Here is a 24822-nt window from a genome sequence, read left to right as displayed (position 1 = left end):
GGCTTCGTCTCCCGGCATCTGCCCGGTATCAACCGGGCATGGCCGTAGGCGCTTAGCGTGGGAAGGACTCTGCTTCCCAACCGCTAGCAGCCTTTTCAGGAGATTGCCATGTCAAAACTCAAGCATTTAGTTGCCTGCGCGATAGGAATCATCGCCGCCGGCAGTGCGCCGGCCACTTGGGCGCAATGGGCCGAGCAGGGCCCCGGGCCGACGCTCGGCGGCCAGACCGAGGGCCTGCCCGGCAACCCGGTGGCCGGCGCCGCGATTGGCATCGCCGTCGACTACAGCCATCCGGGCACGGTTTACCTCGCCACCGTCAACGGCGGCGTCTGGAAAAGCACCAATGCGAACGGGAGCGCGCCGACCTGGAAGCCGCTGACCGACCTGCAGCTGCCGGCCCTGTCGATCAACTCGATCGCCATCAGCCCCCTGAATTCCTCGACCATCTTCGCCGGCACCGGCAGCACCAGTTCCGACGCCTTCGAAGGCAGCCCGGGTTTCGGCGTCATCCGCAGCACGGACGGCGGCGCGACCTGGTCCGTTCTGGCCGGCTCCACCTTCGCCGGGCGCCGCATCAACAGCATCGTGCCGCTGGCGCGCACCACCGGCGGGCTGGCGGGGCAGGTGGTGCTGGCCTCGACCCTGTTCGACGGCGGCGGCGTGTACCGCAGCACCAATGGCGGCAACAGCTTCGTGCGCGTGTCCGGCTCGGGCGGCTTGCCGGACGCCGGCGTCAGCAAGCTGGTGGCCGATCCTACCAACAGCGCACGTGTGTATGCGGCCGTGCCCTCCAGCTATGCGTCCGGCGGCGCCCCCGGGATCTACCGCAGCGATGACGCCGGCTTGACCTGGACGCCGGTGAATACGGGACTGAGCGGCATCGGCAACACGCTGCGGGTGCTGCTCAGCGTGGGCCGTCATACCGGGGTGGTGTACGCGATGCTCATCGACAGCAACGGCGCGGCCACCGGCATCTTCCGCTCGGCCAATAACGGCGCCAGCTGGACGGCGCTGGGCGTGCCCACGCCCACCATCCACCCCGGCTTCCAGGGCATCGTCCACGGCGCCATCGAGGCCGACCCGTTCAATCCCAATGTGGTCTACATCAGCGGCGACCGCCAGGACTTCCCCTTCCCGAGCGCTGCGGGCTGCAACGACTTCAGCGCCAACGTCTTCCGCGGCGACGCCTCGCTGGCCTCGCCCTGGCAGAACGTGGTCTGCAACGGCGCGGGAGGGACCTCGCCGCATGCCGACTCGCGCGACATGGCCTTCGACAGCAACGGCAACCTGCTGCAAGCGAACGACGGCGGCTTCTACCGCCTCGACAACCCGAACGCGGCCAGCCGCCGCTGGGTCTCGCTGAACGGCGACCTGCGCCCGGCCGAGATGCATTCTGCCGTGTACGACGCGGTGACGAAAACCCTGTTCGGCGGCACCCAGGACACCGGCACGCCGATGCAGAACGCGCCCGGCAGCCGCACCTGGACCGACTTCCTGACCGGCGACGGCGGCGTGGTCGAAGTCGACGAGATCAGCGGCGGAGGCGCCTACTCGACCCGCTATACCAACTTCGAAGTGCTGGAGTTCTTCAACCGCTCGACCTGGAGCCCGTCGAACACCCTGATCAGCGGGCCCACCGAGCTGGGGCTGCAGATCGTCTCCGGGCCCGGCGCCGGGCAGGACCTGCACAGTTATGACCTCAACATCCAGTTCTACAACCCCTATGTGCTGAACCGGATAGATCCGCGCCGCATGCTGATCGGGACCGCCAACATCTACGAGTCGCACGACCAGGGCGACACGCTCTACGATCTGGGCTTTACCGGCAAGTACATCTCCTCGCTGTCCTTTGGTGGACGCCTGAACGGGGCGCCGTTAGCGGACGCCTTCTATGTCGGCACCTATGGCAGCGCCGAACCGCGCATCCTGCACCGCAGCGGCAAGGCCAAGGCAATCGAGACCCTGAGCGCCTACCCGGGCGGCGGCATCAACGACCTGGTGATGGACCCGCAGGACATCCGGCGCGTGTACGTGGTGGACGAACAGAACCGCGTCTGGGCCTCCTTCGACGAGGGCCTCAGCTGGCGCGAGCTGAGCGCCAACCTGCCAGGCCTGGCCCAGCAGGTGCGCACCATCGAGCTGTATCGGCCGGCGGCGAGCGGCAAGACGGTGCTGGTGGTGGGCGGGCTCGCCGGCGTGTTCCAGATGGCCGAGCCGGGAACGGCGGGCGCCACCTGGAGCCGCCTGGGCAGCAATCTGCCGCACGGCCTGGTGCTGGACCTGCGCTACAACTACAAGGCGAACGTGCTGGTGGCGGCCATGCTGGGGCGCGGCGCCTGGACGCTGACCGGCTACTTCAGCGGCGCGGCCGGCGCCACCTGGCAGAGCGCTGCGGCGACGGCGGGAGCGGAATCGGCCGTGCCGATGGCGCTGCCGGGCATCGTGCGCAAGGCTGCGCCGCGCTCGCGGGTCGGCAGCGGGAAGGCGGCGGCGCCGCGGAAGTAAGCGCGACGGGGTCGGCTTCGGCATCGGATTTTTCGCAGCTGACCCCGTGAACCGCCGCTCCCTCCCGGGGAATCAACGGTGCCGGTCCGCTTCGCGCACGCGGGCGCGGCCGGCAATCCGTCCACCTGAGGGAGAGAGCAAGATGAAGACCATGTCCACACCACTGGCCTGCGCGATCGGCGTATTGGCCTTCGCCGGCGTATCCAGCGCCTGGGCCAGCGATTTCTACAAGCAGCGCAATCTGGTTTCGGACACGAACCAGATCCGCGCCGAACACCATGACCCGCGCCTGGTCAACGCCTGGGGACTGGCCTTCAATCCCTTCGGCGTGGCCTGGGTGGCGGACAACGGCACCGGCTTTTCCACCCTGTACGACGGCGACGGCAAGCCGCAGAGCCTGATCGTCACGATTCCGGGCACGGGCAAGGAAACCGGCAACCCGACCGGCACCGTGTTCTACGGCGGCCCCGGCTTCGTCGTCAGCAAGGGCGCAGCCTCGGGACCGAGCCGCTTCCTGTTCGTGAACGAGGACGGCGGCATCTCGGGCTGGTCGCCCATGGTCGACCTCAACCACGCCGTGCGCGTGATCGACAACGGGCCGGCCCATGCCATCTACAAGGGCGTGGCGGTCGGCGCCAACGGCCGCGGCGCGCTGCTGTACGCGACCGACTTCCACAACGGGAAGGTGGACGTGTTCGACGCCATGTTCAAGCCGGTCTACCTGCCGGACCGGCCCTTCTACGATCCCAACCTGCCGTCCGGCTTCGCGCCCTTCGGCATCCAGGCCATCGCCGGCGACCTCTACGTCAGCTATGCGAAACAGGACGAGGACCGCGAGGATGACGTGGCCGGGCGCGGCCTGGGCTACGTGAACGTGTTCGACCCGGACGGCAAGCTGCTGCGCCGGCTGGCCTCGAACGGCGCCCTGAACGCGCCCTGGGGCATGGCGCTGGCGCCGGCCAGCTTCGGCAAGTTCAGCAATTGCCTGCTGGTGTCGAACTTCGGCGACGGCAGGATCAATGCCTACGACCTCGCCAGCGGCCGCTGGGTGGGCCGTCTCAAGGGCGCGGACCACAGGCCGATCCGGATTCCCGGCCTGTGGGGCATCGCCTTCGGCAATGGCCTGTCCAACCAGCCGATCGACACCCTGTTCTTCACGACCGGGCCGGGCGACGAAAAGCACGGCCTGTACGGACGGCTCGACGTGGCGCCCGGCGACAGCTATGACGACATGAACGACGCCGAGGATTGAGCCGTATCTAGCGGCTGCGGCAATTACGGCGCCATCCCTGCGGTCCAAGCGGAAGACGGCGCCGGATCACCGCACGGAAGGGGACGCGGCATGCGCGATACTGATGGCGACAACGAGGACGCCCGCCTGCTGGCGCGGGTGGCCGGCGGGGACCGGCTGGCCTTCGAACGCCTGTACCACCTGTATTTTGCCCGGCTGACGCGCTTCCTGAACCGCAGCACGCGCAGTCCGCCGCTGATCGAAGAGATCGTCAACGACACCATGCTGGTGGTGTGGCGCAAGGCGCCGAGCTGGGATGCGAGCTGCAAGGTCTCCACCTGGATCTTCGCGATCGCCTGGCGGCGGGCCCGCAAGGCCTTGAGCGGCATGCACACCGCCATCGACGAGGCGCTCGAGCTGGAGCCCGACCTGTTCGAGGCCGGGCCGGACAGCCAGCCTGAGCGCCAGTGCGCGCTGCTGCGCCAACACCAGGCCGTGGACGCCGCCCTGCGCGCCTTGCCGGCCGACCAGCGCGCGGTGGTGCAGCTGACCTATTTTCACGACATGGGCTATGCCGATATCGCGGACGTGCTGGGATGTCCGCAGAACACGGTCAAGACCCGCATGTTCAACGCCCGCCGGCGCCTCGCAGCCCTGCTGGCGGGCCGCCAGGAGACGCAATGATGGACAGCCCGAACGACTCCACCGGCCCGGACGGCCCGCATGGTCCGGATCTGCACGCGGAAACCCGGATACTGCTGCCGTGGCTGGCCAACGGCAGCCTCGCCGGCGCCGAGCTGGAGCGCGTGCGGGCGCATCTGGGCGAGTGCCCGGCCTGCCGGGCGCAGCTGGAATGGGAGCGCGGCATGGCGGCGGGCGCCGACCCGGCGCCGCGGATGTCCGCGCAGCAGGCCTTTGCACGTCTGAAGCCGCGCCTCGGCCCGCAGGAGCTGCGCAGCAGTCCGGCCCGCTGGCTCAGGCTGGCGGCAGCCAACGACCCGCGCTGGCTGCGCTCGGTGGCGGCGGTCCAGCTCGGCGTGATCCTGGTGCTGGGGCTGGTGGTCGCCCGGCCCGCGCCCGAGCAGGGGCTGTACCACGCGCTCGGCGCGCGCCAGGCGGCGCTGCAGGGAAATATTGTCGTCAGTTTCGACCCGTCGACGCCGGAACGCGAGCTGCGCCGCATCCTGCAGGCCAGCGGGGCCCGCCTGGTGGACGGTCCGACCGCCGGCAACGCCTACGTGCTGGCGGTCGCCCCCGGCGAGGCCGGGCCGGCGCTGCAGCGGCTGCGGGCGGAACCGGCCGTCACGCTGGCGGAGACGCTCAACACCATAGACGGGCAATGACGATGGTCCCGTCGAGGCCGGCGCGATCTATAATCTTTCGCGTCGACAAATATTGCCCGGGACCCCCGCATGCTCATCAGCCCCAATCACCTCCTGTCTTTCGGCATCCTGGCCCTGGCCGTCCTGCTGCTGTGGGCGCCGCCGATACGCGGGCAGCGCGACTGGAACTGGTGCGCAGGCCTGGTGCTGGCCTGCGTGGGCGGGCTGCTGGCCGGCGCCATGGACTGGCGGGCGCCGCTGGGCGTGGCCGTGTTTGCGGTGCTGGCCTGGCGCGCGCGCGAGGCGCAAGCTGCCTGGCAGCGGCTGCCGCTGCTGGTGTCGTGCGGGCTGTTCGCCTTGCTGCTGGCGCTGCACCGCGTGCCCGGCTTCTTCAATCCGGTGGTCGCGGAGGGCATCGTCTTTTCGAGCGGCGCGCCGCCGGTCAGCCTGCGCCTGAACTTCGACACCGCAGTGGCCGGCATCGTGCTGATGGGCGTGTTCTGCCAGACCATCCGTACCGGCGAGGAAGCGCGCGCCATGCTGCGCCGGGTGTGGCCGCTGCTGCCGGCCACGCTGCTGGTGGTGCTGGGGACCGGCTGGGCCCTCCATTATGTGCGCCCGGACCTGAAGTGGACCCCTTACTCGCTGTACTTCCTGCTGTCCAATCTGCTGTTCACCTGCGTGACCGAGGAAGCCTTCTTCCGCGGCTTCCTGCTCGAGCGCATGGCGCGTGGTCTGGCGCGCTGGCGTGCCGGCGCCGCCGTGGCGCTGGTGCTGAGCTCGGTGCTGTTCGGCCTGGCCCATGCGCGTGGCGGTGCGCCGCTGGTGCTGCTGGCGACCGTGGCAGGGCTGTTCTATGGCGCGGCTTACCTGCGCACGCGCCGCATCGAGGGCGCGATCCTCACCCATTTCGCCCTCAATGCGGTGCACTTCCTGGCCTTTACTTATCCGGCACTCGCGGGCTGATCATCCACCAGGCGCACAGCGCGCTGCAGGCCGACAGCAGGGCGCACAGCAGCATCACCCAGCGGAATCCGGCAACGAAGGAGCCGGCCACGGCCTCCCGCACGGCCTGGCGCTGCGGCGCCGGCACCGAAGGCGGCAGCGAGATCGCCGCCAGTTTCTGGCGCTGCGTGTCGAGCTGGGCCAGCACATCGGCGGGCACCGGCAGGGTCCGGACCCGCTCGTCCAGCGCATGTTCGAAGCCGCGCTGCATGACGATGCCCAGCAGGGCAATCGCCAGCAGGCCCGCTGCCCGCGATACCGCATTGTTGATGCCCGAAGCGAGTCCGGCGTGGACCGGGTCCAGCGCGTTCATGACGGTGGTGGTGAGCGGCGCGACCGTCACCGTCATGCCGAAGCCGAGCAGCAGCATCGCCGGAAAGAAGCCGGTCCAGTAGCTGCCGCCGATGCCGGGCAGGGCGAAGCAGCCGAAACCGGCCGCGGCGATGGCGGGTCCGATCACCAGCGGACGCCGAGCGCCATAGCGGTCGACCAGGCCGCCGGCCCAGCCCGAGAGCGAGAACATGATCAGGATGAAGGGCACCAGTGCGCCGCCGGCCGCGGTGGCGGTGTAGCCCTGGACCTGGATCAGGTTGAGCGGCAGGAAGAACATCAGGCCGCCCAGGGCCGCATACAGCAGCAGGGTCAGCAGGTTGGCGCCGCTGAAATCGCGCACCCGGAACAGGCCCAGGGGCAGCAGCGGCGCGGGATGGCGCAGCTCTACCCGCACGAAGGCGGCGAAGGCCAGCGGCGCGGCTGCCAGCGCGGCCAGCACGGCCGGATCGGTCCAGCCGCGCGCCGAGGACTCGATCAGGCCGTACACCAGGCAGCCCAGGGCCAGGCTGACCAGGGCCGCGCCCGCCCAGTCGGGGCGGACGTGCGCATCCTCATCCGCGCCGCGGCTTTCCGGCACGTAGCGGAAGGTGAGGAACAGCACGATGATCGTGAAGGGAATGTTCAGGAAGAAGGCGTAGCGCCAGGACACGTGTTCGATGAGAAAGCCGCCGAGCACCGGCCCGACCGCGGCCGTAATGGCGGTGTAGCCGGACCAGGTGCCGATCGCCTTGCCGCGGATGTTTTCCGGGAAGGAGGCACTTATCAGGGCCAGGCTGCCCGGCACCAGCAAGGCGCCGCCCAGTCCCTGCAACGCCCGCGCGGCGATCAGCTGGCCGATGCTCTGGGCGGCGCCGCACAGGACGGAAGCGGCGCCGAACAGCAGCACGCCGGCGGCGAAGACGCGCCGCCGTCCGTAGCGGTCGCCCATGCTGCCGCCGAGCAGCAGCAGGGCGGTCAGCAGCAGGGCATAGGCCTCGACCACCCACTGCGCCTGCGCCACGTTGGCGTCGAAGGCCCGCTGCAGGGCCGGCAGCGCGACGTTGACGACCGTGCCGTCGATGAACACCATGCCGGAGGCCAGGATGCTGTTCGCCAGCACCCATTTGCGCGCGGACGGCGGACAGAGAGCCGCCCCGGACCCGGCGTTCGCGTAGCTCACCGCGCAGCCCGCTGAGGCTCGGACCCCATCACCATGCGCCTGGCCCGCTGCCAGTTGGCCAGGAAGGCATCCACCTCGGCCGCCTCGCTCTCTCGGCGTTGCAGCATGCCGGCCATTGCGCGGGTGGTGCCGCCGTTCAGGAACCAGCTCAGCGGCGGCTTTCGCCCTTCGGCGGTCCAGGGGTAGCGCAGTTCGATCACCCGGCCGGCGCCGCAGCCGCCCAGCAGGCGCGGGGTTTCTTCCTCTGCCGCCTGGGCCCGCGCATTGCGGGTCTGGTAGAGGGCGAAGAAAGGCAGCGACAGTTCCGGCACCGGCGGCACGACCTTGTCGCCGGGACGCAGGCGCGGCTGCCAGGGCAGGCGCAGGCCGACCTTCAAGGGCGGGCGGGGCGGGCCGGCGACGGCATCGATCATCTGCGCGCGCGTCGGGCAGATCCACTGCGACTGCGTAGCCGGCTCGTTCTCGATCACCAGCACCACCAGCTGCTCGGGCCTGACCACGCCAAGCTTCAGGATCTCGGCGATCATCGCGTTCAGGGTGGCGGCGCCGGAATTTTCGAAATAGCCGCCGTCGACCAGGTAGTCCCAGGGCTGGCCGTCGGTGGTTGAGACCAGGGCGGCCGGGCTGATGTAGGGGAAGCGGGCGCTGTTGTGGACCGCCTGCGCGAGCGTGATGCGGCTGGTGTCCAGCGGCGCGTCGCCGGGCCCGCCGGCGAACAGGTCGTAGGCCTGCGGCGGCAGGAAGGCGAGGTTCGCCTGCACCACGCGCCGGCCTTCGCTGGCGGAGGTCGCGTTGAACAGCAGGCGCGGCATCGCGGCAGCCTCGGGGCCGAGTGCGAGCAGGGGCCGCGCGAACCAGTCGGCCGCCTTCGAATGCGGGAAGCGCTGCGCCCAGCCGCGCTGCCAGGCGCCTTCCTGCGCCAGCGAGCGGTCGCAGCTGTGGCAGGGGAAGGGCGAGAAGCGCGCCAGCAGGTCCGGGTAGAGCAGGTAGCCGACCAGCGGCGCCAGGTAGTCCTGGCCGAGGAAGGCGCCGACCTGGCTGGCCGTCGCCGCATAATCCGGGCCGCCGACGGCCAGCGAGCCGGCAAAGGCGGCCAGGCCCAGGCTGCCGCCGGACACGCCGCTCATCGCATAGATGTTCGGGGCGAAGCGCTTGCCCTGGCTGCGCGCCTGGCGCTCCAGTTCGAGCAGCAGGGTGCCGGCCCAGAAGGCCGCCCTGGACGCGCCGCCGGCCGCCGCCACCAGGTAGACCGGCTCGTCGCCATGCGTTCCGCGCGCCGCTTGCCAGGCGCGGAAATCCTCGGCCAGCGCCGGGCGCCGCACCGCCAGCGGCGGGCCGGCGTTGCGGGCGACGTAATGGTTTTCGTTGGAGGTCGAGGCCAGCAGCACGGCGAACAGCGGCAGCAGGGCCAGCGAGGGCCAGCCGGCGCTCTTCGGCAGGTAGACCAGCACGATGCTGCCGAACACGGTCCAGGAACCGAAGGCGAACAGCAGCAGGGCCGGCGCGCCCAGCGCCCGCGCCGCCGCTTCCTGGCCGAAACACACCGCCGCCAGCACCAGCACCGACACGCCGAACATCAGCAGCACGGCGGCCACGCTCACGGGCGGCGTGCGGCGCGAGCGCGCCCAGGCCTGCGGCGCCACTGCCTGCCGCCCGAGCCAGCGGTTGATCAGCTTGCGGCGCAGCACCGCCAGCATCAGGAAGGCGCCGGTATAGATGGCCGGGGCCAGCCAGGCGCCGGACGGCGTGCCGGGCAGCGCGAACCAGATCGTGATCGGCACGCAGGACAGCAGGCCCAGCGCGCGCGGCAGCCAGGTGTTGACGGCGGCGGCAAAGCGGTGGTGCGCACACAGGCCGACGTTGTCGACGGCGAAGCGCTTGGCCAGCAGCAGGCGCGCGCAATACCAGGCGGTGAGCGACCAGTAGACCAGGGCGGCGATGAAGATCCAGTAGCTGGCGTTGGACCACAGGCTTTCGGTGGTCTCGCCGGTGCCGCGGAAGGCGCCCAGCGCTTCGCGCGCCTGGGGCACCCCGAGCAGGATGGTATTGCCGGCGACCACCGTCAGCACCGGGTAGAAATTCAGCAGCAGGATGCGGCGCAGGAAGGTGTAGCGGGTGAGCCGGCTCGTGGGCGTGGGCGTGCGCCGGGGTGGCGCCAGAGCTGCCGCGGATTCGGGCCGGGGCTGGGGCGGACGCGCCCGAGCCGGCCGCCCGTCCGCGGCCCCGCGCTCGTCGATCCCGCTTGGCTCTTGCATGGCCCGCTCCCTTTCATCGCCCGTCGCTCCGATCATACGGGCAAGCCTGACGCTGCGGAACATGCCGCGCGCAAGGTCTTGGCTGCGGATCAAAACGCCGCAGCGGAAATGCTGTCAGGCGGAAAGTCGGCTCTGTTTGAGCGCCGGCGCCTGCTCGGGCGTGACCAGGGCCAGCGCCTCTTCGAAGGAGCGCAGCACCATGTCGACGTGTTTTTCGACCAGCGAGGCGCTCGGCACCGGGTCGATCAGCGGCAGGCGTATCGTCACCAGCATCGCCTCCGGCAGGCCGGCGCGCAGGTTGGCGACCGCGGTCAGCCACTGGTCGAGCATGGCCTCGATCGGATAATTGATGAAGACGGTCGAAATCAGCTCGGCCTTGTCCGGTCCGGGGTTCTCGCTCTCGCCGATGATCGAGAAGCTGCGCGCGTCGACCTCGTCTTCGCGCAGTGCCCGCACCAGCAGTTCGCTGAGCAGGTCGTCGCGCATGGAGGCCAGGCCCACGCACAGCACGACCGAGTGGGCCGGCACGTCGAGCTCGCCCTGCCAGCGGCCCAGGCGCGCTTCGCGCATCTGGCGCAGGTGGGCGCCGATGTTGGCGTCGAGCAGCGACAGGTTGCGCCGGCGGTTCTTCGGCGGGCCGCCCGATTCCGGAGTCAGGGTCGCGGCGACGTCGGCGATGGCGGTGCGGATCCGCTCTTCCTGCGGCTTTTCCATCTTGCCCGAGCGGGTGTCGTTGGCGGCCAGCACGATGCCCGGCAACAGGATGTGGTCGCAGTAGCGCGCGAAGCTGGAGCGCTCCAGGAAGGCCTGGGCGTCGTGGATGATGGCGGCGATGTCGCCGGCCAGGATGCGCTGGTAGAAGCGCTGGGCGCCGGACACCGCCGGGGCGTCGCCGAGCAGGATGGTGACCGGTTCCAGCGTGCGCACGTGGCGGCCGGCGACTACCAGGCACAGGGTCAGTGGTGTCGACAGCAGCAGGCCGACCGGGCCCCACATCGCGCCCCAGAACAGGGCCGAGATGATCACCGCCAGCGGCGACAGGCCGGAACTGTGGCCATACACCTTGGGCTCGACGATGTTCGCCACCAGCAGCTCCAGCGCGACGAACAGCACCATGCAGGACAGCGCCAGGGTCCAGCCCGGATCGATGGCGGCGACGAACAGCGCGATCACGGCGCCGGCCGCCATGATGCCGAGGTAGGGCACGAAGCGCAGCAGGCCGCTCAGCGCGCCCCACAGCGCGGCGTGCGGCACGTCGGCGGCCCACAGCACCACGCCGATCAGGAGGCCGAAGGTGACGTTGACGATGAATTGCGAGAAGAAGAAGCGAGATACGCCCTGGGCGGCGTCGGCCAGGGCCTGGATCGTGCGGCTGACCTCGGTCTGCCCGCCCAGCCGGATCAGGCGGTCGCGCAGCGATTCGTGCTCCAGTGACATGAATATCAGCAGCACCAGCACCAGGCCGGCCTCGCCTATCGGTCCCCAGGCCAGCGAAAACAGGCGGGTGATGGCGCCGGTGGTGGTCAGGCGCGGGGCGCGGATCTCGACCGGGATCGGCTGGGTCGGGCTGATGGTGATCGTGGTCATGCCGCGCTTGCCGGTGGCCGTGGTGCCGCCGGTCGGCGCGACCGCGCTCAGCTCGGCCTCGATGCGCTCGAAGGGGCGCTCGGCCAGTTCGCGCACGGCGGCCACCTTGGTGCGCATCGCCGCCCGGTACTTGGGCAGGTCGCGCGTCACCGCCACCAACTGGAACGCCAGCACGATGCCCACCCCGACCAGGCAGGTGGTGGCCAGCAGTACCGACAGCATGGTGGCCGGCATCTGGTGCAGGCCGGCGCGGCGCATGCTGCGGATCAGCGGCGCGATGACCAGGCTCAGGATGGACGCGAGGGCGATCGGCTCGAGGACGTCTCGACCGAAATAGAGGAGTCCCAGCCCGCAGGTCACGGTGACCAGCGAGCCGGCATTCAGGTGCTTGAACAGGGAAAGATCGCGCATTCGCGTGCTGCGGGCGGGATAGAAAACTATCCCGTGGAAACGTAAAACTAGCAATGTATCGCAAAAACGTGAATACGATCAATTTTATGCCGATTTCTTTCCGCCGGCGGTCTTCTGCGCCGCTCCAATGGTCCACAGATAAATGGTCCGTCCGTTGACGTCGACCGTGCGCTCGGGCGGCCATTCCGGCCCCATGTCGAAGGCGTGCGAGACCACCCGCGAGCCGGGCTTGAGCTGGGCCCACAGCCGCGGCCTGAGCCTGACGTTGACGTCGGGCAGCAGGTAGAGGCTGACCACCGAGGCCGGCGAGAGATCGGTGTCGAACAGATCCGCCACCTTGAAGCTGACCTGTTTGTCGACGCCGGCCTTCCTGGCGTTGGCCTCGGCTTCGACGATGCGCTCCGGATTCAGGTCGATGCCGACCCCGTGGGCGCCAAAGCGTTTGGCGGCGGTCACCACGATGCGGCCGTCGCCGCAGCCGAGGTCGTACAAGGTGTCGTTCTTGCCGACCTTCGCCAGCGCCAGCATGCGGTCGACCACCTCCTGGGGCGTGGGCACGAAGGGCACGTCGAGCCTGGGCGGCTGGGGCGCGTCCTGGGACCAGGTCAGGCGGGGCGGAAACAGGCCCAGTCCGGCGCCGGCAGCGGCGGACAGCAGCAGGGTACGGCGGCGTGTTGGCAGGTTCATCGTCGGTGCTCCTCGTCGTTGGCAGGGTCGTGGTAGGCCTCGTCCTGGTGCAGCAGGGCCAGCAGCAACACGCCGGCGGCCAGCACCGCGACTCCGATCCAGGCCGCGTTCAGCCCGCCGAGGGTCTGGCTGCTCACATAGCTCAGGCTGGACCACAGCATGTAGGCGCAGCTGGCGCAGAACAGCAGCGGCAGCAGCGGGAACAGCGGCACCCTGTAGGGCCGCGCATGGCCGGGCTCGCGCCGGCGCAGCACGAACAGGGAAATGCCGCTCAGCAGGAAGAACAGCCAGAACACGGGCGCGGTGAATTCCACCATGCTGCGAAAACCGCCGCCGAGCGCGGTGCCCAGGCCGATCAGCAGCAGGGCCGCGCCGCATTGCAGCAGCATCGCCAGGGTCGGCGTGGCGCGCCGCCCGTCCCAGCGCGCCAGCCAGGCCAGCGGCCTCCAGTCGCGTCCCATCGCATAGCCGGTGCGGGCGCCGACGATCATGGTGGCGTTGATCGAGGTGAGGGCGGACACGGCCACCAGCAGAGCGATGGCCTGCTCGCCGCCGCGCCCGAAGGCGCGCCGCATCAGCTCGGCGGCGGGCGCCTGCGAGGACGCCAGCGCGTGCATGCCCAGGCCGCGCCAGTAGCCCCAGGTGACGAGCAGGTAGAGCCCGGTGACGATCAGCACCGCCAGCACCAGCGAGCGGACCATGTTGACGGCGCCGTCGCGCACTTCGGCGCTGAGGTAGGCGGCCTCGTTCCAGCCGCCGTAGGTCAGCAGCACGAACACCATCGCCAGCCCGAAGGAGCCCTCAGTGGGAGGGGCCGCGGCGGCGGGCGCTGGTGCGCTGGCCGGAAGCTGGAGGGCGGCCAGCGCCACCAGCAGCAGGCCGCCGACTTCGGCCAGGGTCAGCCAGGTCTGGGTGGCGCTGCCGGCGCGCAGGCCGTGCAGGTTGAGCAGGCCCAGCACCAGCACGGCGGCGCCGGCATACAGGGCGCCGCCGGCGGCCGCCGTCAGTCCCGGCAGCGGCGCCACCTGGGCCAGGTAGTCGCCGAACACGAAGGCCAGCAGGGCGATGGACCCGGTGGTGATCACGGCGTAGCGCGCCCAGCCGAACAGGAAGGCGACCGCGCGGCCGTAGGCGCGGTGCAGGAAGTGGTAGTCGCCGCCGGCATGCGCATAGGCGGTGCTCAGCTCGGCGTAGCACAGCGCCCCGGCCAGCGACACCGCGCCGCCCAGGGCCCAGGCCAGGAACATGCTGCCGGCGCTGGCGCTCATGCCGGCCACCAGGGCCGGCGCCTTGAATATGCCGGCGCCGACCACGATGCCGACGATCAGCAAAACGGCTTCACGCAGCCCGAGCAGCGGGCGCGGCTGGGCAAGCGGGTCAGGCGTGGTGGTGGACGGGGTCGGCATGTCCCTTAGGACGGGCCGGCGTGCGACAAGTTCCTCCTCCAGGCAAAGCTGTGAGCCGCATCAAGTGCGGCACGGCCTCAGCTGCCTGACTCAGCTGCCTTGCTCGACCGCCGCCACCTGGAGCGGCACCAGGGCCGGCCCTTCCAGTACCCGGCCGTCCGGCGCGAAGCGGCTGCCGTGGCAATCGCAGTCCCAGCTGGTCTCGGCGCCGTTCCACTTGATCTCGCAGCCCATGTGCGAGCATTTGCCGGCCACCGCCTGCAGCGCGCCATCCTTGCCGCGGTAGACCGCCACCGGCTGGCCGCCGACATCGATCTTGCGGCTCTGGCAGGGCGGCAGGTCCTGCAGGGCGGTCACTTCCTCGGCGCCGAGCATGACCGCCGGGTCCGGGCTGGCCGGTCCGCTGCGTTCCCGCTCGAAGCCCCCCGGGCGCTCGCCCTGGGCCAGCCGGTCGACAGCGTACAGGTCGCGCCAGGGCGTGCCGCGCCCGAGGATCTCGTCGGCCAGCATCATCCCGGCCAGGGTGCCGTAGGTCAGGCCGTCGCCCGAGAAGCCGGTGGCGATATAAGTGTTCCTGGCGTCGACGTTGCGGCCGATGTAGGGCAGCTTGTCCTTGGCGCGGTAGCGCTGGGCCGACCAGCGGTATTCGACGGGGCCGATCGGCCAGTGGTCGCGCGCGAAATCCTCGAGCGCCTGGAAGCGTTCGGCGCCCACCTCCTGTTCGCCCAGCTTGTGGGCGCTGCCGATCACGGCCAGCCAGGTGCGGCCGTGCGCGGTGTAGGTGCGCACCGAATACCGCTGCTGGCCGATGCACCAGTAGACGCCCGGCTCGGGAAAGCTGTCGTGCAGCGGCGCGGCGATGCCGTACTCGCGCACCACTTCCAGCTGCGACTGCACCAGGTGGATGCCGACCGGGGTATGGGTAGCGATCACGATGTGCTGGGCTTGCACCTTGCCGTGCTCGGTGTGGACCACGGCCGGCTCGTCCTCGATGGCGGTGACGCGGGTGTTCTCGAAGATCAGGCAATCCTCGCCGGCGATGCGCTGGGCCAGCTGGCGCACGTAGTCGAGCGGCTGGAACTGGGCCTGTTCCTCGACCCGCAGGGCCTTCGCCGTGTCGAGCGGCAGCGGCGTATCGTCGCGCAGGTCGGTATGAAGGCGCGCGCGCATGGCGGCCAGCGCTTCCTTCTCGACCTCGCCGACGTGGTCGGCATCGAGGGCGAGCAGGTTCCAGGGCACGCGCTGGAAGCCGCAATCGAGGTTCAGGCTGCCGACCGTGGCTTCGATCAGGTCGATGGCGGCGGCGCGCGACTCCACCACGCGGCGCATGGTTTCGAGTCCGTGCTGCTCTTCGAGCGTGTGCAGGCCAAGGTCGACGGTGGCGTACAGGTTGCCGGTCGAATTGCCGGTGCTGGCGTCGCCGGCCTTGTGGGCGTCGAGCACGGCCACGCGCTTGCCGGCCTGGACCAGCAGCATGGCGGCGGACAGGCCGGTGATGCCGGCGCCGACGATGGCGACGTCGACTTGCAGGTCGGTTTGCAGGGTCGGCAGGCAGGCCGTCTTGGCCGCCGTGCCTTTCCAGAGAGAAGATGTATCCATGGGAGTGCCTTTCATATCTTTTCCCGGATCATCCCAAGATACGGCCCGCCGCGGCGCAGCGTTGCCGGGTGTAAACTATCCCTCCGGAGGCATCTCTACGCGGCCAGGCCGATGTCGAAGTGAGCGAGGATTTCGCGCTTCAGCGCGGCCGCGCCGGCGCCCCCGCGAGCGCGCGGACGCGGCAGGCCCACGGACAGCTCGACGCGCGCCGGTCCCGGCTGGGTATCGAGCAGCAGCACGCGGTCGGACAGCTGCACGGCTTCGTCGACGTCGTGGGTCACCAGCAGCACCGTCAGGCCGCGTTCGCGGGCCACGCGCGCCAGCAGGTTTTGCAGTTTCATGCGGGTGATGGCGTCGACCGCCGAAAAGGGTTCGTCCAGCAGCAGTACCCGCGGCCGCGTGTACAGGCCGCGCGCGATCGCCACCCGCTGCGCCTGGCCTCCGGAGAGCTGCTTGGGCAGGGCATCGGCATAGCCGGGCAGGCCGACTTCCTCCAGCAGGGCGGCGATGGCCTCTTTCGGCGCGCGTCGGACGCCGGCGCCGAAGCTGATGTTGTCCGCCACCGTCAGCCAGGGGAAGAGCCGCGGCTCCTGGAACACGAAGCCGATTCCGGCATCGGGGCCCCGCAGTTCGCGCCCATCCAGCCGCACGCGCGCCACACCGGCCCGATCCAGGCCGGCGACGATGGACAGCAGGGTGCTCTTGCCGCAGCCGCTGGCGCCCAGCAGGCTCACGATCTCGCCCGCCTTCAGCGACAGGCGCAGGTTGCGGAGCACCTGGCGTGCGCCGAAGCGCTTGTCGTCGACCTCGATCTGCAGGAAGCTCATGTCCGTACTCCTGCATCGAGGTGGGTATCGCGCCAGGCCAGCAGCCGGCGCTCCAAGGCCAGCATGGCCATGTCGCTCAGCTTGCCCAGCACGGCCAGCAGGACGATGGCGGCCAGCACGATGTCGGCGCGGCTGGTTTCGCGGCCGTCCGACAGCAGGTAGCCGAGCCCGCGCGAGGCGGCGATCAGTTCGGCCGCCACCATGAACATCCAGGCCAGCGAGAGACCGTTGCGCAGCCCGGTGAGGATGGACGGCAGCGCCGCGGGCAACAGCACCCGGCCTACCAGCGCGGGCGGCGCCAGGCGGTACAGGAGGCCGACTTCGACCAGCTTGCGGTCGACGCCGGCGAAGCCCGAGGTGACGCCGGTGTAGACCGGGAAGAAGGCGCCGATGGCGATCAGCACCAGCTTGGGCAGCTCGTCGATGCCGAACCACAGAAGCAGCAGCGGCACCCAGGCCAGCGAGGGAATCGAGCGCAGCGCCTGCAGGCTGGGATCGAGCAGGCCGCGTGCGCCGTGGTGCAGGGCGACCAGTGCTCCCAGCAGCAGGCCGGCGCCGGCCCCGCACACGAAACCGAGCGCCACGCGCAAGGTGCTGGCCGCGATGTGGCCCGCCAGGCCGTGTCCGGCCAGGTAGGCCAGTGTCCGCGCTACCTCGGATGGCGGCGGCATCAGGTTGGCCGGAACAAAGCCTGCGCGCACGGCGATTTCGAGACCGGACAGCGCGATGGCGGGCAGCAGAAGCGCCGCCAGCAAGGCCCTCGGCAGTCGCAGTCCGCTGGCGCGTCGATGGATGGCGGCACGGGGCAGGTCCAGCACACGGGTATTCATCGCTTCAGGCCCGCGCAATATAAGGCTGGGCGAAGCGCGTATCGACCAGCTCCGCCACCACCCGGTTCAGGTCCGTGCCCGGCTTGACCAGCGCCTCGTCGTGAAGGATGGGGGCGGCGGCGCGCAGGGCGTTCAGATGCTCGGCGCCCGGCAGCGGATGGGAGAAATCGCTGCGCAGCTTGATCTGCAGGAGGGCCACCGGCAAAGAGACCTTGGCCTCTTCCGCCAGGATGCGCGCGGCCTCGCCGGGGTTGGCGCGGATCCAGGCGCGGGCCCGTTCGTAGGCCTTGATCACACGCGCGGTCTGCTGCGGATGACTGGCCAGGAAGGCTTCGCGCACGTTCAGGAAACCGTAGGTGTTGAAGGCCACGTTCCGGTACAGCAGGCGCGAACCGCTTTCCAGTTCGCTGGCGGCCATGTGCGGGTCCAGCCCGGCCCAGGCATCGACCTTGCCCTGTTCGAGCGCCACGCGGCCGTCGGCGTGCTGCAGGCTGACGTGCTCGATGTCGGCGCGCTTGAGGCCCGCCGTCTGCAGGGAGCGCAGCAGGAACAGATAGGGATCGGTGCCCTTGGTGGCGGCGATCTTCTTGCCCTTCAGGTCGGCCAGGCTCCTGATGTCCGAGTCCTTGCGCACCACCAGCGCCGTCCATTCCGGGCGCGAGTAGATATAGGGCGTGCGGATCGGGTTGCCGTTGGCGCGCGCCAGCAGGGCCGCCAGGCCGGCCGAGGAGCCGATGTCGATGCTGTTCCCGTTCAGGTATTCGAGGGCGCGGTTGCTGCCGGCGCTGAACACCCATTTGATGTTCGTACCCTCAGGCTTGAACTCCTGCTCCAGCCAGCCGAAGCGGCGCAGTACCAGGCTGGTGGGTGAATAATAGGCGTAGTCCAGCCGCAGTTCCTCGAGCGGGATGCCGGATTGGGCGCTTGCCACGGCGGCGAAGGCGGCGCGTGGGAGTGTATGGGCGGCGGCAGCGCCGGCGGCGACTTGGAGCAGGGTCCTGCGTTTCACGTTGGTCCTTTCGGGTTTGTCGTTTTCATGCCGCCGAGCGCTGCGGCGGGTCGATGCTCACCTGGCGTCCCGGGTGATCCGGCGCGAGGCGGTCGCCGCGGCCCAGCAGCTGGCTGCGCAGGGTGCCGCCCCCGTAGTCCTTGCGGTAGCGCCCGCGCCGCTGCAGCTCGGGCACCACCAGTTCGACCACGTCGCGCATGGATTCGTGGGCCACGGCGAAGGCGAGATTGAAGCCGTCGGCGCCCGTCTCCTCCTGCCATGCTTCCAGCTGGTCGGCGATCTGGCCCGGGTCGCCCACCAGCACCGGTCCGCGGCCGCCCAGGCCGATGAAGCGGGCGGCTTCGCGCACCGTCCACTTGCGCTCCGGGTCTGCGCTGCTGAGCGAGGCCAGGGCCGTGCGGCCGGCGTCGGTGTCGATGTAGTCGACGGTGGCGTCCAGCGGCAGGCGCGAAAAGTCGACGCCGGTCCAGCCGGACAGCAGTGCCAGCGCGGCTTCGATGTCCACGTGGTCCAGGTAGTCGCCGTACTTGGCGCGCGCCAGCCCGGCGGTGGGCGCGGTCACGATCAGGGCCTGGGCGTAGACGAGGACCTCGTGCGGATCGCGGCCGGCGGCGCGCACCGCTTCGCGGGTCTGGTCGACGTAGCGCTTGACCACCTTCTTGCTCGGGCCGCAGACGAAGGTGGCCTCCGCATGGCGCGCCGCGAAGGCCAGCCCGCGCGGCGAAGTGCCGGCCTGGTAGAGGAAGGGCGTGCGCTGCGGCGAAGGCTCGCACAGGTGGATGCCGGGCACCGTGTAATGCCTGCCCTGGTGGCGGATCGGATGCACGCGGGCCGGGTCGGCATACACGGCGCTGGTCTTGTCGGCAAGGACGGCGTTATCGTCCCAGCTCTTTTCCCACAGTTTGTAGACCACGTCGAGGTATTCGTCGGCGAGGTCGTAGCGGGCATCGTGGCCCAGCTGGCGCTCCAGGCCAAGGTTGCGGGCGGCGCTGTCCAGGTAGCCGGTGACGATGTTCCAGCCGACCCGGCCGCCGCTCAGGTGGTCCAGCGTCGACATGCGGCGCGCAAAAGTGTACGGGTGCTCGTAGGTGAGGGCAGCGGTGACCCCGAAGCCGAGGTGGTGGGTGGCGTGGGCCAGCAGGGGCACCAGGGCCAGCGGATCGTTCAGCGGCGCCTGCACCGCGTGGCGCAGGGCGGCATCGGCGGTGCCCTCGTAGACGTCGTAGACCCCCAGCACGTCGGCCAGGAACAGGGCGTCGAAGCCGCCGCGCTCCAGCAGGCGCGCCAGTTCGACCCAGTGCTCCGTGGTCTTGTAGCGGTGGCTGGTGTCGCGCGGATGGGTCCAGAGGCCGGGCGACTGGTGGCTGACCGTGTTCATCTGGAAGGCGTTGAAACGGATCCGGCGGCTCATGGCGCGGCTCCAGCTTTGCTGCCCAACAGCGCCAGCTGGTAGTCGGTCTTGGCATAGCCCTGGCAGTTCTGCACGGTCCAGGCCAGGAATTCGCGCGAACGGTAGGCGGCGGCGAGGTCGCGCGCGAAGTGCTTGCCGATATCGGCCGTGCGCACCGCCACCAGGTTCACGTAGTTGCGCGAGATGGCTTCGGTGCGTAGGGCCTCGGTCAGCTTCAGGCCGGAGGCCAGCGCGTAGTTCCCGTTGACGAAGGCATAGTCGGCGTCCTGCAAGGCGCGCGGCAGCTGGGCCGCCTCGAGCGGCAGCAGGCGCACGCCGCGCAGGTTGGCCGCGATGTCGCGCTCGGAAGCCTTTATCGGATCGGTGTTCGGGCGCAGCCGGATCCATCCCAGCTGCTCCAGCATGACCAGGGCGCGTGCCTGATTGGTCGGGTCGTTCGGCAGCGCCACCGTGGCGCCGGCGCGTGCCTCGTCCAGGCTGCGGTGGCGGCGGCTGTAGATGGCGATCGGCGCCGTGGGTATCGTCACCAGTTCGCTCAGGGCCAGCTTGTGGTCCGCCGCGAACTTCTTCAGGTAGACGCCGTGCTGGAACACATTGGCGTCCAGCGAACCTTCGGCGAGGGCGAAGTTGGGTTGGATATAGTCGCTGAACTCGACCACCTTGACCTTGTAGCCCTGGCGTTCGAGGATGGGCTTGATACCATGCCTGACCTGGTCGGCGTAGGGGCCGGCGCTGGTGCCGATCACGACTTCGTTCGGCTCCCTGGCCTGGACGGCCGGCGCGATGGCCATGGCGAGCATGGCGGCGATGGCCATGCGGCGTGCTTGCAGCATATTCTTCCCTTCCTGTTGTCAGCGTTTGTCGAGCCTGTGCGCGAGGCGGGCGCCGGTGAACTGGATGGTCTGCACCAGCACCACCAGCACGGCCACGGTCAGGATCATGATGTCGGTGTCGAAGCGGTAATAGCCGTAGCGGATGGCAAGGTCGCCGATGCCGCCGCCGCCGACCACCCCGGCTACCGCGGAATACGAGAGAAAGCTGATCGCCAGCACCGTCAGTGCCAGCACCAGGCCGGAGCGCGCTTCGACCAGCAGTACGCGGGTGACGATTTGCAGCTTCGATGCACCCATGGCTTGCGCCGCCTCGATCACGCCGTGCGGCACCTCGGCCAGGGTCTGTTCGACCAGGCGCGCAAAATAGGGAATCGCGGCGATGGACAGCGGCACGGCGGCGGCCAGCGGTCCGATCGAGGTGCCCGTCAGCAGACGTGTGAAGGGGACCAGTGCGACCAGCAGCACGATGAAGGGGAAGGAGCGCAAGGTGTTGACGGCCCAGCCCAGCAGGCGGCCCAGTATCCGCAAGCGCCCGGGAGCAGCGCGTCCGGCCTGGAACAGCAGCACGCCGAGCGGGCCGCCGAGCAGCAGGGCCGAGGCAAGGCCGATGCCCAGCATGGTGAGGGTCTGGCCCAGGGCGGTCAGCAGCTCGGGCATGAGTTCGCGCAGGGTCTCAAGCATGCAGCGCCCCCTGGCGCGGGGCCGCCGCTGCTTCCGCACTATGGAAAGCAAGTTCGCGGCCCAGCGCGGTAACGCGCGGCGTGCTCGCGTCGTCCAGGGCGAATTCCTCGGCCACCCGCCCGTCCTCGATCACGGCCACACGCCGGCACAGCGCACCGAGTGCCGGCAGCTCGTGGCTGACGATCACGATGGTGACGCCCAGCTCCGCGTTCACGGCGCGCAGGGTTTGCAGCAGGCCGCGCGTGGTCTCGGCGTCCAGCGCGGAGGTCGGCTCGTCGCACAGCAGGATCGCCGGCCGGTTGGCCAGCGCGCGGGCGATCGCCACCCGCTGCTTCTGTCCGCCCGAGAGTTGGGCCGGGTAGCTGCGCGCCTTGTCGGCCAGGCCCACCAGGTCGAGGCATTCTTCGACGCGGTGGCGCAGGCGCGGCGGGTTCAGGCGACCGTGCAGGCGCAGCGGAAAGGCGACGTTGTCGAACACCGTCAGGTTCTGCAGCAGGTTATAGCCCTGGAAGATCATGCCGATTTCCTGGCGGGCGGCGCGCAGCTCGCGCTCGGACAGCGCCGTCAGCTCGCGGCCGCCGACTTCCACCGTGCCGCTGTCCGGCCGTTCCAGCAGATTCATCATGCGCAGCAGGGTCGACTTGCCGGCGCCGCTGCGGCCGACAATGCCGAAGATGTCGCCGCCTTCGATGCGCAGCGACACCTCGCGCAATGCCGGCACGCCGGCCCCGAAAGCCTTGGACACGCGCTCGATACGAATGAGTGCACTCATGATCACGAATACGGCGTCGGCTCGGGATAGCGCCCGTCCAGCGCATGCCGCCCAAGATCGCGCAGCTTGTAGTCGACCGGGTCGTGCAGCGTGTGCACGCGGGCGTTGCGCCAGTAGCGGTCCAGGCCATAGCGGCTCGAGGTCGAACGAGCGCCGGTCAGTTCGAACAGCTGGCTGGCGATCTCGATGGCGGCGCGATGCGACAGCACCTTGGCCTCGGCCACCGCCAGCGCGACTTCGCCGCGTCCCGCGGCCGTGAGTTCGGCCCCGCGGCGCCAGGCGCCATCGAGCTCGCGCGCGGCGTGGTCGGCCAGCACCTGGGCCGGCCGCACCTGGAGGCGGAACTGGCCGAAGCGGTGCTGCACGAAGGGGTCGTCGGTGGCGTACTTTACTTCGGTACTGGCGGCGAACCAGGGCCGCGCATCTTCGCGCAGGTAGCGCCGCGCGGCATCCATCGCCCCTTCGGCCAGTCCCAGGTAGAGATTCGCCATGATCAGCTGCGCCACCTGCGAGCGCAGGGTGGTGCGCGGGCTGGCCGGCTGGCCCGGGGCCTGCAGCACCAGGTCGTCGGGCAGCAGCACGCCGCTGAAGTGGACGTTGCCGCTGTCGGTCTGGCGCTGGCCGAAGGCGTCCCAGTCGGCCTGCACCTCGATGCCCGGCTGGCGCGTCGGCAGCACCGCAATCAACGCGGCATTCGCCAGCGGATCCCAGGCCGAGACGGTCAGCCAGTCGGAGCCGACCGAGCCGGACGCGAAGCTTTTCACGCCGTTCAGCAGGTAGCCGCCGGCGGTGGGCGTGGCGACCAGGCGCTTGTCCAGCGGGTTCAGGGCATTGCCCCAGAAAATGCGTTCGTCGACGCTGGCGCCGAGCAGCCGGCGCTGCTGGGCCGCGCTGCCGTAGAGCTGGAGCCCGGCCAGTTGCAGGTGGTGGAAGCCGAGCAAGTGGGCGAGGGCGCTGTCGGCGCGGGCGACGATGCGCACCGTGCGCAGGGTCGTGGCCCAGTCGGCGCCGAGGCCGCCGTGGAGGCGCGGCACGGACAGGGCCAGCAGGCCGGATGCGCGGATCAGCTCGCGTTCGGGGCCGGCATGGCCGCCGGCGGCGTCGCGTTCGACGGCGGTCTCAAGCAGGCGCTGCGCGAGTTCTTCGGCAGCGGCGATGGGATCGAAGAGTTCGGCCTCGTGGGCCGGGGGAAGGCTAGCCAGATGCATGGTCGCTTGTCCTGTTCAGCAATGCTGCCCAGTATTCCAAACCATGCCCCGCGCGTGAACGAAGATATTCGGCCTAGCATATTAGCTAAACCTTAAAACGGAAAACGTCTATGCAAGTGTGCCCTGCGTTCAGCGCGCCACGATCAGGCGCAGGCCGAGCGCGATGAAGATCGTGCCGGCGATCCGGTCCAGCCACATGCCGGCGCGCGGGCGGCGCGACAGCCAGCCGCCCACCGCGCCGGAAAACCAGCCCAGCAGGCCGAACAGGACGGCCGCCTGTGCCGTGAAGGCCAGGCCGAGCAGGCCGATCTGCAGGTTGGCGTCGCCGCGCTGGGTGGCGACGAACTGCGGCAGGAAGGACAGGAAGAACAGCACCACCTTGGGATTGATGGCGTTCGCGAACACACCGCGGAAGAACAGGGTGCGGGCCGATTCGACCACGGGATCAAGACGGCTGGCCGAGGCGCCGCCGCGGCTGCGGATGGCGTTGAAGCCCATCCAGGCCAGGTAGAGGCCGCCGCACACTTTCAGGGTCGTGAAGGCCAGCGGCGAGGCCGCGATCAGCGCACTCACGCCGATCACCGCCAGCAAGGTATGGCTCAGGCAACCGAGCGCGCAGCCGAGCCCGAAGGCCAGGCCGCGCAGCCGGCCCTTGGCCATGCCGATGCCCAGCACCATCATGTTGTCGGGACCCGGCGACAGGGTTAGCAGGATGGCGGCGGCCAGGAAGGCGAGCAACTGTTCGGGTGTCAGCATGGAAGAGGGCGGCAGTTCGAAAGATGTCGATCTTACACGTCGTTGACACTGAGCACTAGTGTCGGCGTAAGCTGCGCCAGCGGAATGGCGCCTGGTATAAAGTGGCAATTTTTGCAAGCTGCTGTATAGTCTGGGCCGTATGAAACCAAGCAAGCACCACCGGCCATTCCGCCACGCCACCGAGCGGGTGCTCGACGTCCTGCTGATGAAAGGCTGGGTGGCGGGCCTCAGCTGGCGCCTGGGCGGGCACGGCAGGCTGGAAGTCGCCCGCCATGAGGTTCAGCTCGGCCCGGAGCATCGCCTGCCGCGGCCGCTCACCATCGCCTTCGCCTCGGATTTCCACGCCGGCCCGACCACCGACCCGGCCATCTTCGACGCCGTGCTGGAGCAGCTGCGCCGCGAACGCCCGGACGTGCTGCTGCTGGGCGGCGACTACATTTCCTTCGATGCCGCCAACATCGAATATCTGCGCAGCTTCCTCGAGCAGGCGAAGGCGCCGCTCGGCACCTATGCGGTGCTGGGCAACCACGACGTCTGGAACGGCCGCGAAGAAGTGGGCGCGGCGCTGGCGGCGGCGGGCGTCGAGCTGCTGGTCAACCGCAACGTCGCGCTGCCGGCGCCCTTCGGCGAAGTCAGCATCTGCGGTATCGACGACCCCTGGACCGGCGAGCCCTCGGCCGAGGCAAGCTTCGCCGGCGCCGGGCCGGTGCGCATCTACCTGATGCACTCGCCGGACGGCCTGTGGCAGCTCGGCAGCCAGCGTTTCGACCTCGGCCTGGCCGGGCACACCCACGGCGGGCAGATCGTGCGCCGCAGCGGCGCGCCGTACAAGCGTCCCAGCGGACCGTACTCGCGTCAATACTCGCATGGCCGCTTCGAGATCCCCGGCAACGGCCCGCTGTTCGTCGGCCGCGGCATCGGCTGCGCCGGCATTCCCCTACGTATGCATGCGAATCCCGAGCTCCTGATCTGCACCTTGCGCTGAATTTTCTTCG

The 24822-nt window shown here is 69.8% G+C and carries 21 protein-coding genes; 6 read left to right on the top strand and 15 right to left on the bottom strand.

Translation table 11 applies throughout. The annotated features are described in order from the left end of the window. Window positions 1-108: 108 nt before the first annotated feature. From AC07PE_RS22665 to AC07PE_RS22645, 5 genes are all read left to right on the top strand, one after another. The gene (locus tag AC07PE_RS22665; RefSeq protein WP_498768729.1) at window positions 109-2505 is read left to right on the top strand and encodes a WD40/YVTN/BNR-like repeat-containing protein; all 2397 of its coding nucleotides are present in this window, start codon (window positions 109-111) and stop codon (window positions 2503-2505) included. Window positions 2506-2647: 142 nt separating this feature from the next. Beyond that, window positions 2648-3757, top strand: coding sequence for a TIGR03118 family protein (locus tag AC07PE_RS22660; protein WP_498768727.1), 1110 nt, complete (start codon window positions 2648-2650; stop codon window positions 3755-3757). A gap of 90 nt (window positions 3758-3847) precedes the next feature. Next, window positions 3848-4420, top strand: a complete 573-nt coding sequence (locus AC07PE_RS22655; RefSeq protein WP_498768725.1) for an RNA polymerase sigma factor — start codon at window positions 3848-3850, stop codon at window positions 4418-4420. Next, complete coding sequence (locus tag AC07PE_RS22650) at window positions 4417-5079, top strand: anti-sigma factor family protein (protein WP_498768723.1); 663 nt, start codon at window positions 4417-4419, stop codon at window positions 5077-5079. Before AC07PE_RS22655 ends, AC07PE_RS22650 begins: the two co-directional genes overlap by 4 nt. A gap of 69 nt (window positions 5080-5148) precedes the next feature. Continuing rightward, window positions 5149-6024 (top strand): CPBP family intramembrane glutamic endopeptidase, encoded by an 876-nt coding sequence (locus AC07PE_RS22645; protein WP_498768721.1) that lies wholly within the window; start codon window positions 5149-5151, stop codon window positions 6022-6024. Here the strand turns inward: AC07PE_RS22645 and AC07PE_RS22640 are convergent. From AC07PE_RS22640 to AC07PE_RS22570, 15 genes are all read right to left on the bottom strand, one after another. Then, window positions 5999-7555 (bottom strand): MFS transporter, encoded by a 1557-nt coding sequence (locus tag AC07PE_RS22640; RefSeq protein ID WP_498768719.1) that lies wholly within the window; start codon window positions 7553-7555, stop codon window positions 5999-6001. The genes AC07PE_RS22645 and AC07PE_RS22640 overlap by 26 nt on opposite strands. After that, a complete protein-coding gene (locus AC07PE_RS22635) occupies window positions 7552-9810 on the bottom strand; it encodes a hypothetical protein (protein WP_498768715.1) in 2259 nt (752 codons plus the stop codon). The genes AC07PE_RS22640 and AC07PE_RS22635 overlap by 4 nt, the downstream gene beginning before the upstream one ends. Before the next feature lie 114 nt (window positions 9811-9924). Continuing rightward, window positions 9925-11808: an AI-2E family transporter gene (locus tag AC07PE_RS22630; RefSeq protein WP_498768713.1), complete on the bottom strand. Its 1884-nt coding sequence runs from the start codon at window positions 11806-11808 to the stop codon at window positions 9925-9927. A gap of 84 nt (window positions 11809-11892) precedes the next feature. After that, complete coding sequence (locus AC07PE_RS22625; protein WP_498768711.1) at window positions 11893-12495, bottom strand: SAM-dependent methyltransferase; 603 nt, start codon at window positions 12493-12495, stop codon at window positions 11893-11895. Next, on the bottom strand, window positions 12492-13901 hold the full coding sequence (locus tag AC07PE_RS22620) for an APC family permease (protein WP_498768709.1): 1410 nt from the start codon (window positions 13899-13901) through the stop codon (window positions 12492-12494). The genes AC07PE_RS22625 and AC07PE_RS22620 overlap by 4 nt, the downstream gene beginning before the upstream one ends. A 90-nt stretch (window positions 13902-13991) precedes the next feature. Further along, window positions 13992-15500, bottom strand: coding sequence for an FAD-dependent oxidoreductase (locus tag AC07PE_RS22615; RefSeq protein WP_498768707.1), 1509 nt, complete (start codon window positions 15498-15500; stop codon window positions 13992-13994). A 95-nt stretch (window positions 15501-15595) separates the two neighbouring features. Then, window positions 15596-16327, bottom strand: a complete 732-nt coding sequence (locus AC07PE_RS22610) for an ABC transporter ATP-binding protein (RefSeq protein ID WP_498768705.1) — start codon at window positions 16325-16327, stop codon at window positions 15596-15598. Continuing rightward, on the bottom strand, window positions 16324-17157 hold the full coding sequence (locus AC07PE_RS22605) for an ABC transporter permease (RefSeq protein WP_498768703.1): 834 nt from the start codon (window positions 17155-17157) through the stop codon (window positions 16324-16326). The genes AC07PE_RS22610 and AC07PE_RS22605 overlap by 4 nt, the downstream gene beginning before the upstream one ends. A gap of 4 nt (window positions 17158-17161) precedes the next feature. After that, window positions 17162-18166, bottom strand: a complete 1005-nt coding sequence (locus tag AC07PE_RS22600) for an aliphatic sulfonate ABC transporter substrate-binding protein (RefSeq protein WP_498768701.1) — start codon at window positions 18164-18166, stop codon at window positions 17162-17164. A 25-nt stretch (window positions 18167-18191) separates the two neighbouring features. After that, window positions 18192-19577 (bottom strand): LLM class flavin-dependent oxidoreductase, encoded by a 1386-nt coding sequence (locus AC07PE_RS22595; protein ID WP_498768699.1) that lies wholly within the window; start codon window positions 19575-19577, stop codon window positions 18192-18194. Continuing rightward, entirely contained in the window at window positions 19574-20410 is an 837-nt protein-coding gene (locus tag AC07PE_RS22590; RefSeq protein ID WP_498768697.1) for a MetQ/NlpA family ABC transporter substrate-binding protein, read from the bottom strand. Before AC07PE_RS22590 ends, AC07PE_RS22595 begins: the two co-directional genes overlap by 4 nt. A gap of 18 nt (window positions 20411-20428) precedes the next feature. Further along, the gene (locus AC07PE_RS22585) at window positions 20429-21091 is read right to left on the bottom strand and encodes a methionine ABC transporter permease (RefSeq protein WP_498768695.1); all 663 of its coding nucleotides are present in this window, start codon (window positions 21089-21091) and stop codon (window positions 20429-20431) included. Further along, window positions 21084-21863, bottom strand: a complete 780-nt coding sequence (locus AC07PE_RS22580) for a methionine ABC transporter ATP-binding protein (RefSeq protein ID WP_498768693.1) — start codon at window positions 21861-21863, stop codon at window positions 21084-21086. Before AC07PE_RS22580 ends, AC07PE_RS22585 begins: the two co-directional genes overlap by 8 nt. A gap of 2 nt (window positions 21864-21865) precedes the next feature. Then, complete coding sequence (locus AC07PE_RS22575; protein ID WP_498768691.1) at window positions 21866-23071, bottom strand: acyl-CoA dehydrogenase family protein; 1206 nt, start codon at window positions 23069-23071, stop codon at window positions 21866-21868. A gap of 129 nt (window positions 23072-23200) precedes the next feature. Beyond that, window positions 23201-23827 carry a LysE family translocator gene (locus AC07PE_RS22570; RefSeq protein WP_498768689.1) on the bottom strand — a complete coding sequence of 209 codons (627 nt, stop codon included), beginning with the start codon at window positions 23825-23827 and terminating at the stop codon, window positions 23201-23203. A gap of 139 nt (window positions 23828-23966) precedes the next feature. Here AC07PE_RS22570 and AC07PE_RS22565 point away from each other — a divergent pair, with 139 nt between their 5' ends. Beyond that, the gene (locus tag AC07PE_RS22565) at window positions 23967-24812 is read left to right on the top strand and encodes a metallophosphoesterase (RefSeq protein ID WP_498768687.1); all 846 of its coding nucleotides are present in this window, start codon (window positions 23967-23969) and stop codon (window positions 24810-24812) included. Window positions 24813-24822 lie beyond the last annotated feature (10 nt).

Source organism: Telluria sp. GW821-FHT07G12 (assembly GCF_059418525.1).
Note: the sequence above shows the minus strand (reverse complement) of the source record. Positions and strands in the feature narration are given on the sequence as shown.

Coding starts and splice junctions, on each gene's coding strand:
- AC07PE_RS22665 (WP_498768729.1), top strand. CDS start 109: ATGTCAAAACTCAAGCATTTAGTTGCCTGCGCGATAGGAATCATCGCC.
- AC07PE_RS22660 (WP_498768727.1), top strand. CDS start 2,648: ATGAAGACCATGTCCACACCACTGGCCTGCGCGATCGGCGTATTGGCC.
- AC07PE_RS22655 (WP_498768725.1), top strand. CDS start 3,848: ATGCGCGATACTGATGGCGACAACGAGGACGCCCGCCTGCTGGCGCGG.
- AC07PE_RS22650 (WP_498768723.1), top strand. CDS start 4,417: ATGATGGACAGCCCGAACGACTCCACCGGCCCGGACGGCCCGCATGGT.
- AC07PE_RS22645 (WP_498768721.1), top strand. CDS start 5,149: ATGCTCATCAGCCCCAATCACCTCCTGTCTTTCGGCATCCTGGCCCTG.
- AC07PE_RS22635 (WP_498768715.1), bottom strand. CDS start 9,810: ATGCAAGAGCCAAGCGGGATCGACGAGCGCGGGGCCGCGGACGGGCGG.
- AC07PE_RS22630 (WP_498768713.1), bottom strand. CDS start 11,808: ATGCGCGATCTTTCCCTGTTCAAGCACCTGAATGCCGGCTCGCTGGTC.
- AC07PE_RS22625 (WP_498768711.1), bottom strand. CDS start 12,495: ATGAACCTGCCAACACGCCGCCGTACCCTGCTGCTGTCCGCCGCTGCC.
- AC07PE_RS22620 (WP_498768709.1), bottom strand. CDS start 13,901: ATGCCGACCCCGTCCACCACCACGCCTGACCCGCTTGCCCAGCCGCGC.
- AC07PE_RS22615 (WP_498768707.1), bottom strand. CDS start 15,500: ATGGATACATCTTCTCTCTGGAAAGGCACGGCGGCCAAGACGGCCTGC.
- AC07PE_RS22610 (WP_498768705.1), bottom strand. CDS start 16,327: ATGAGCTTCCTGCAGATCGAGGTCGACGACAAGCGCTTCGGCGCACGC.
- AC07PE_RS22605 (WP_498768703.1), bottom strand. CDS start 17,157: ATGAATACCCGTGTGCTGGACCTGCCCCGTGCCGCCATCCATCGACGC.
- AC07PE_RS22595 (WP_498768699.1), bottom strand. CDS start 19,577: ATGAGCCGCCGGATCCGTTTCAACGCCTTCCAGATGAACACGGTCAGC.
- AC07PE_RS22590 (WP_498768697.1), bottom strand. CDS start 20,410: ATGCTGCAAGCACGCCGCATGGCCATCGCCGCCATGCTCGCCATGGCC.
- AC07PE_RS22585 (WP_498768695.1), bottom strand. CDS start 21,091: ATGCTTGAGACCCTGCGCGAACTCATGCCCGAGCTGCTGACCGCCCTG.
- AC07PE_RS22580 (WP_498768693.1), bottom strand. CDS start 21,863: ATGAGTGCACTCATTCGTATCGAGCGCGTGTCCAAGGCTTTCGGGGCC.
- AC07PE_RS22575 (WP_498768691.1), bottom strand. CDS start 23,071: ATGCATCTGGCTAGCCTTCCCCCGGCCCACGAGGCCGAACTCTTCGAT.
- AC07PE_RS22570 (WP_498768689.1), bottom strand. CDS start 23,827: ATGCTGACACCCGAACAGTTGCTCGCCTTCCTGGCCGCCGCCATCCTG.
- AC07PE_RS22565 (WP_498768687.1), top strand. CDS start 23,967: ATGAAACCAAGCAAGCACCACCGGCCATTCCGCCACGCCACCGAGCGG.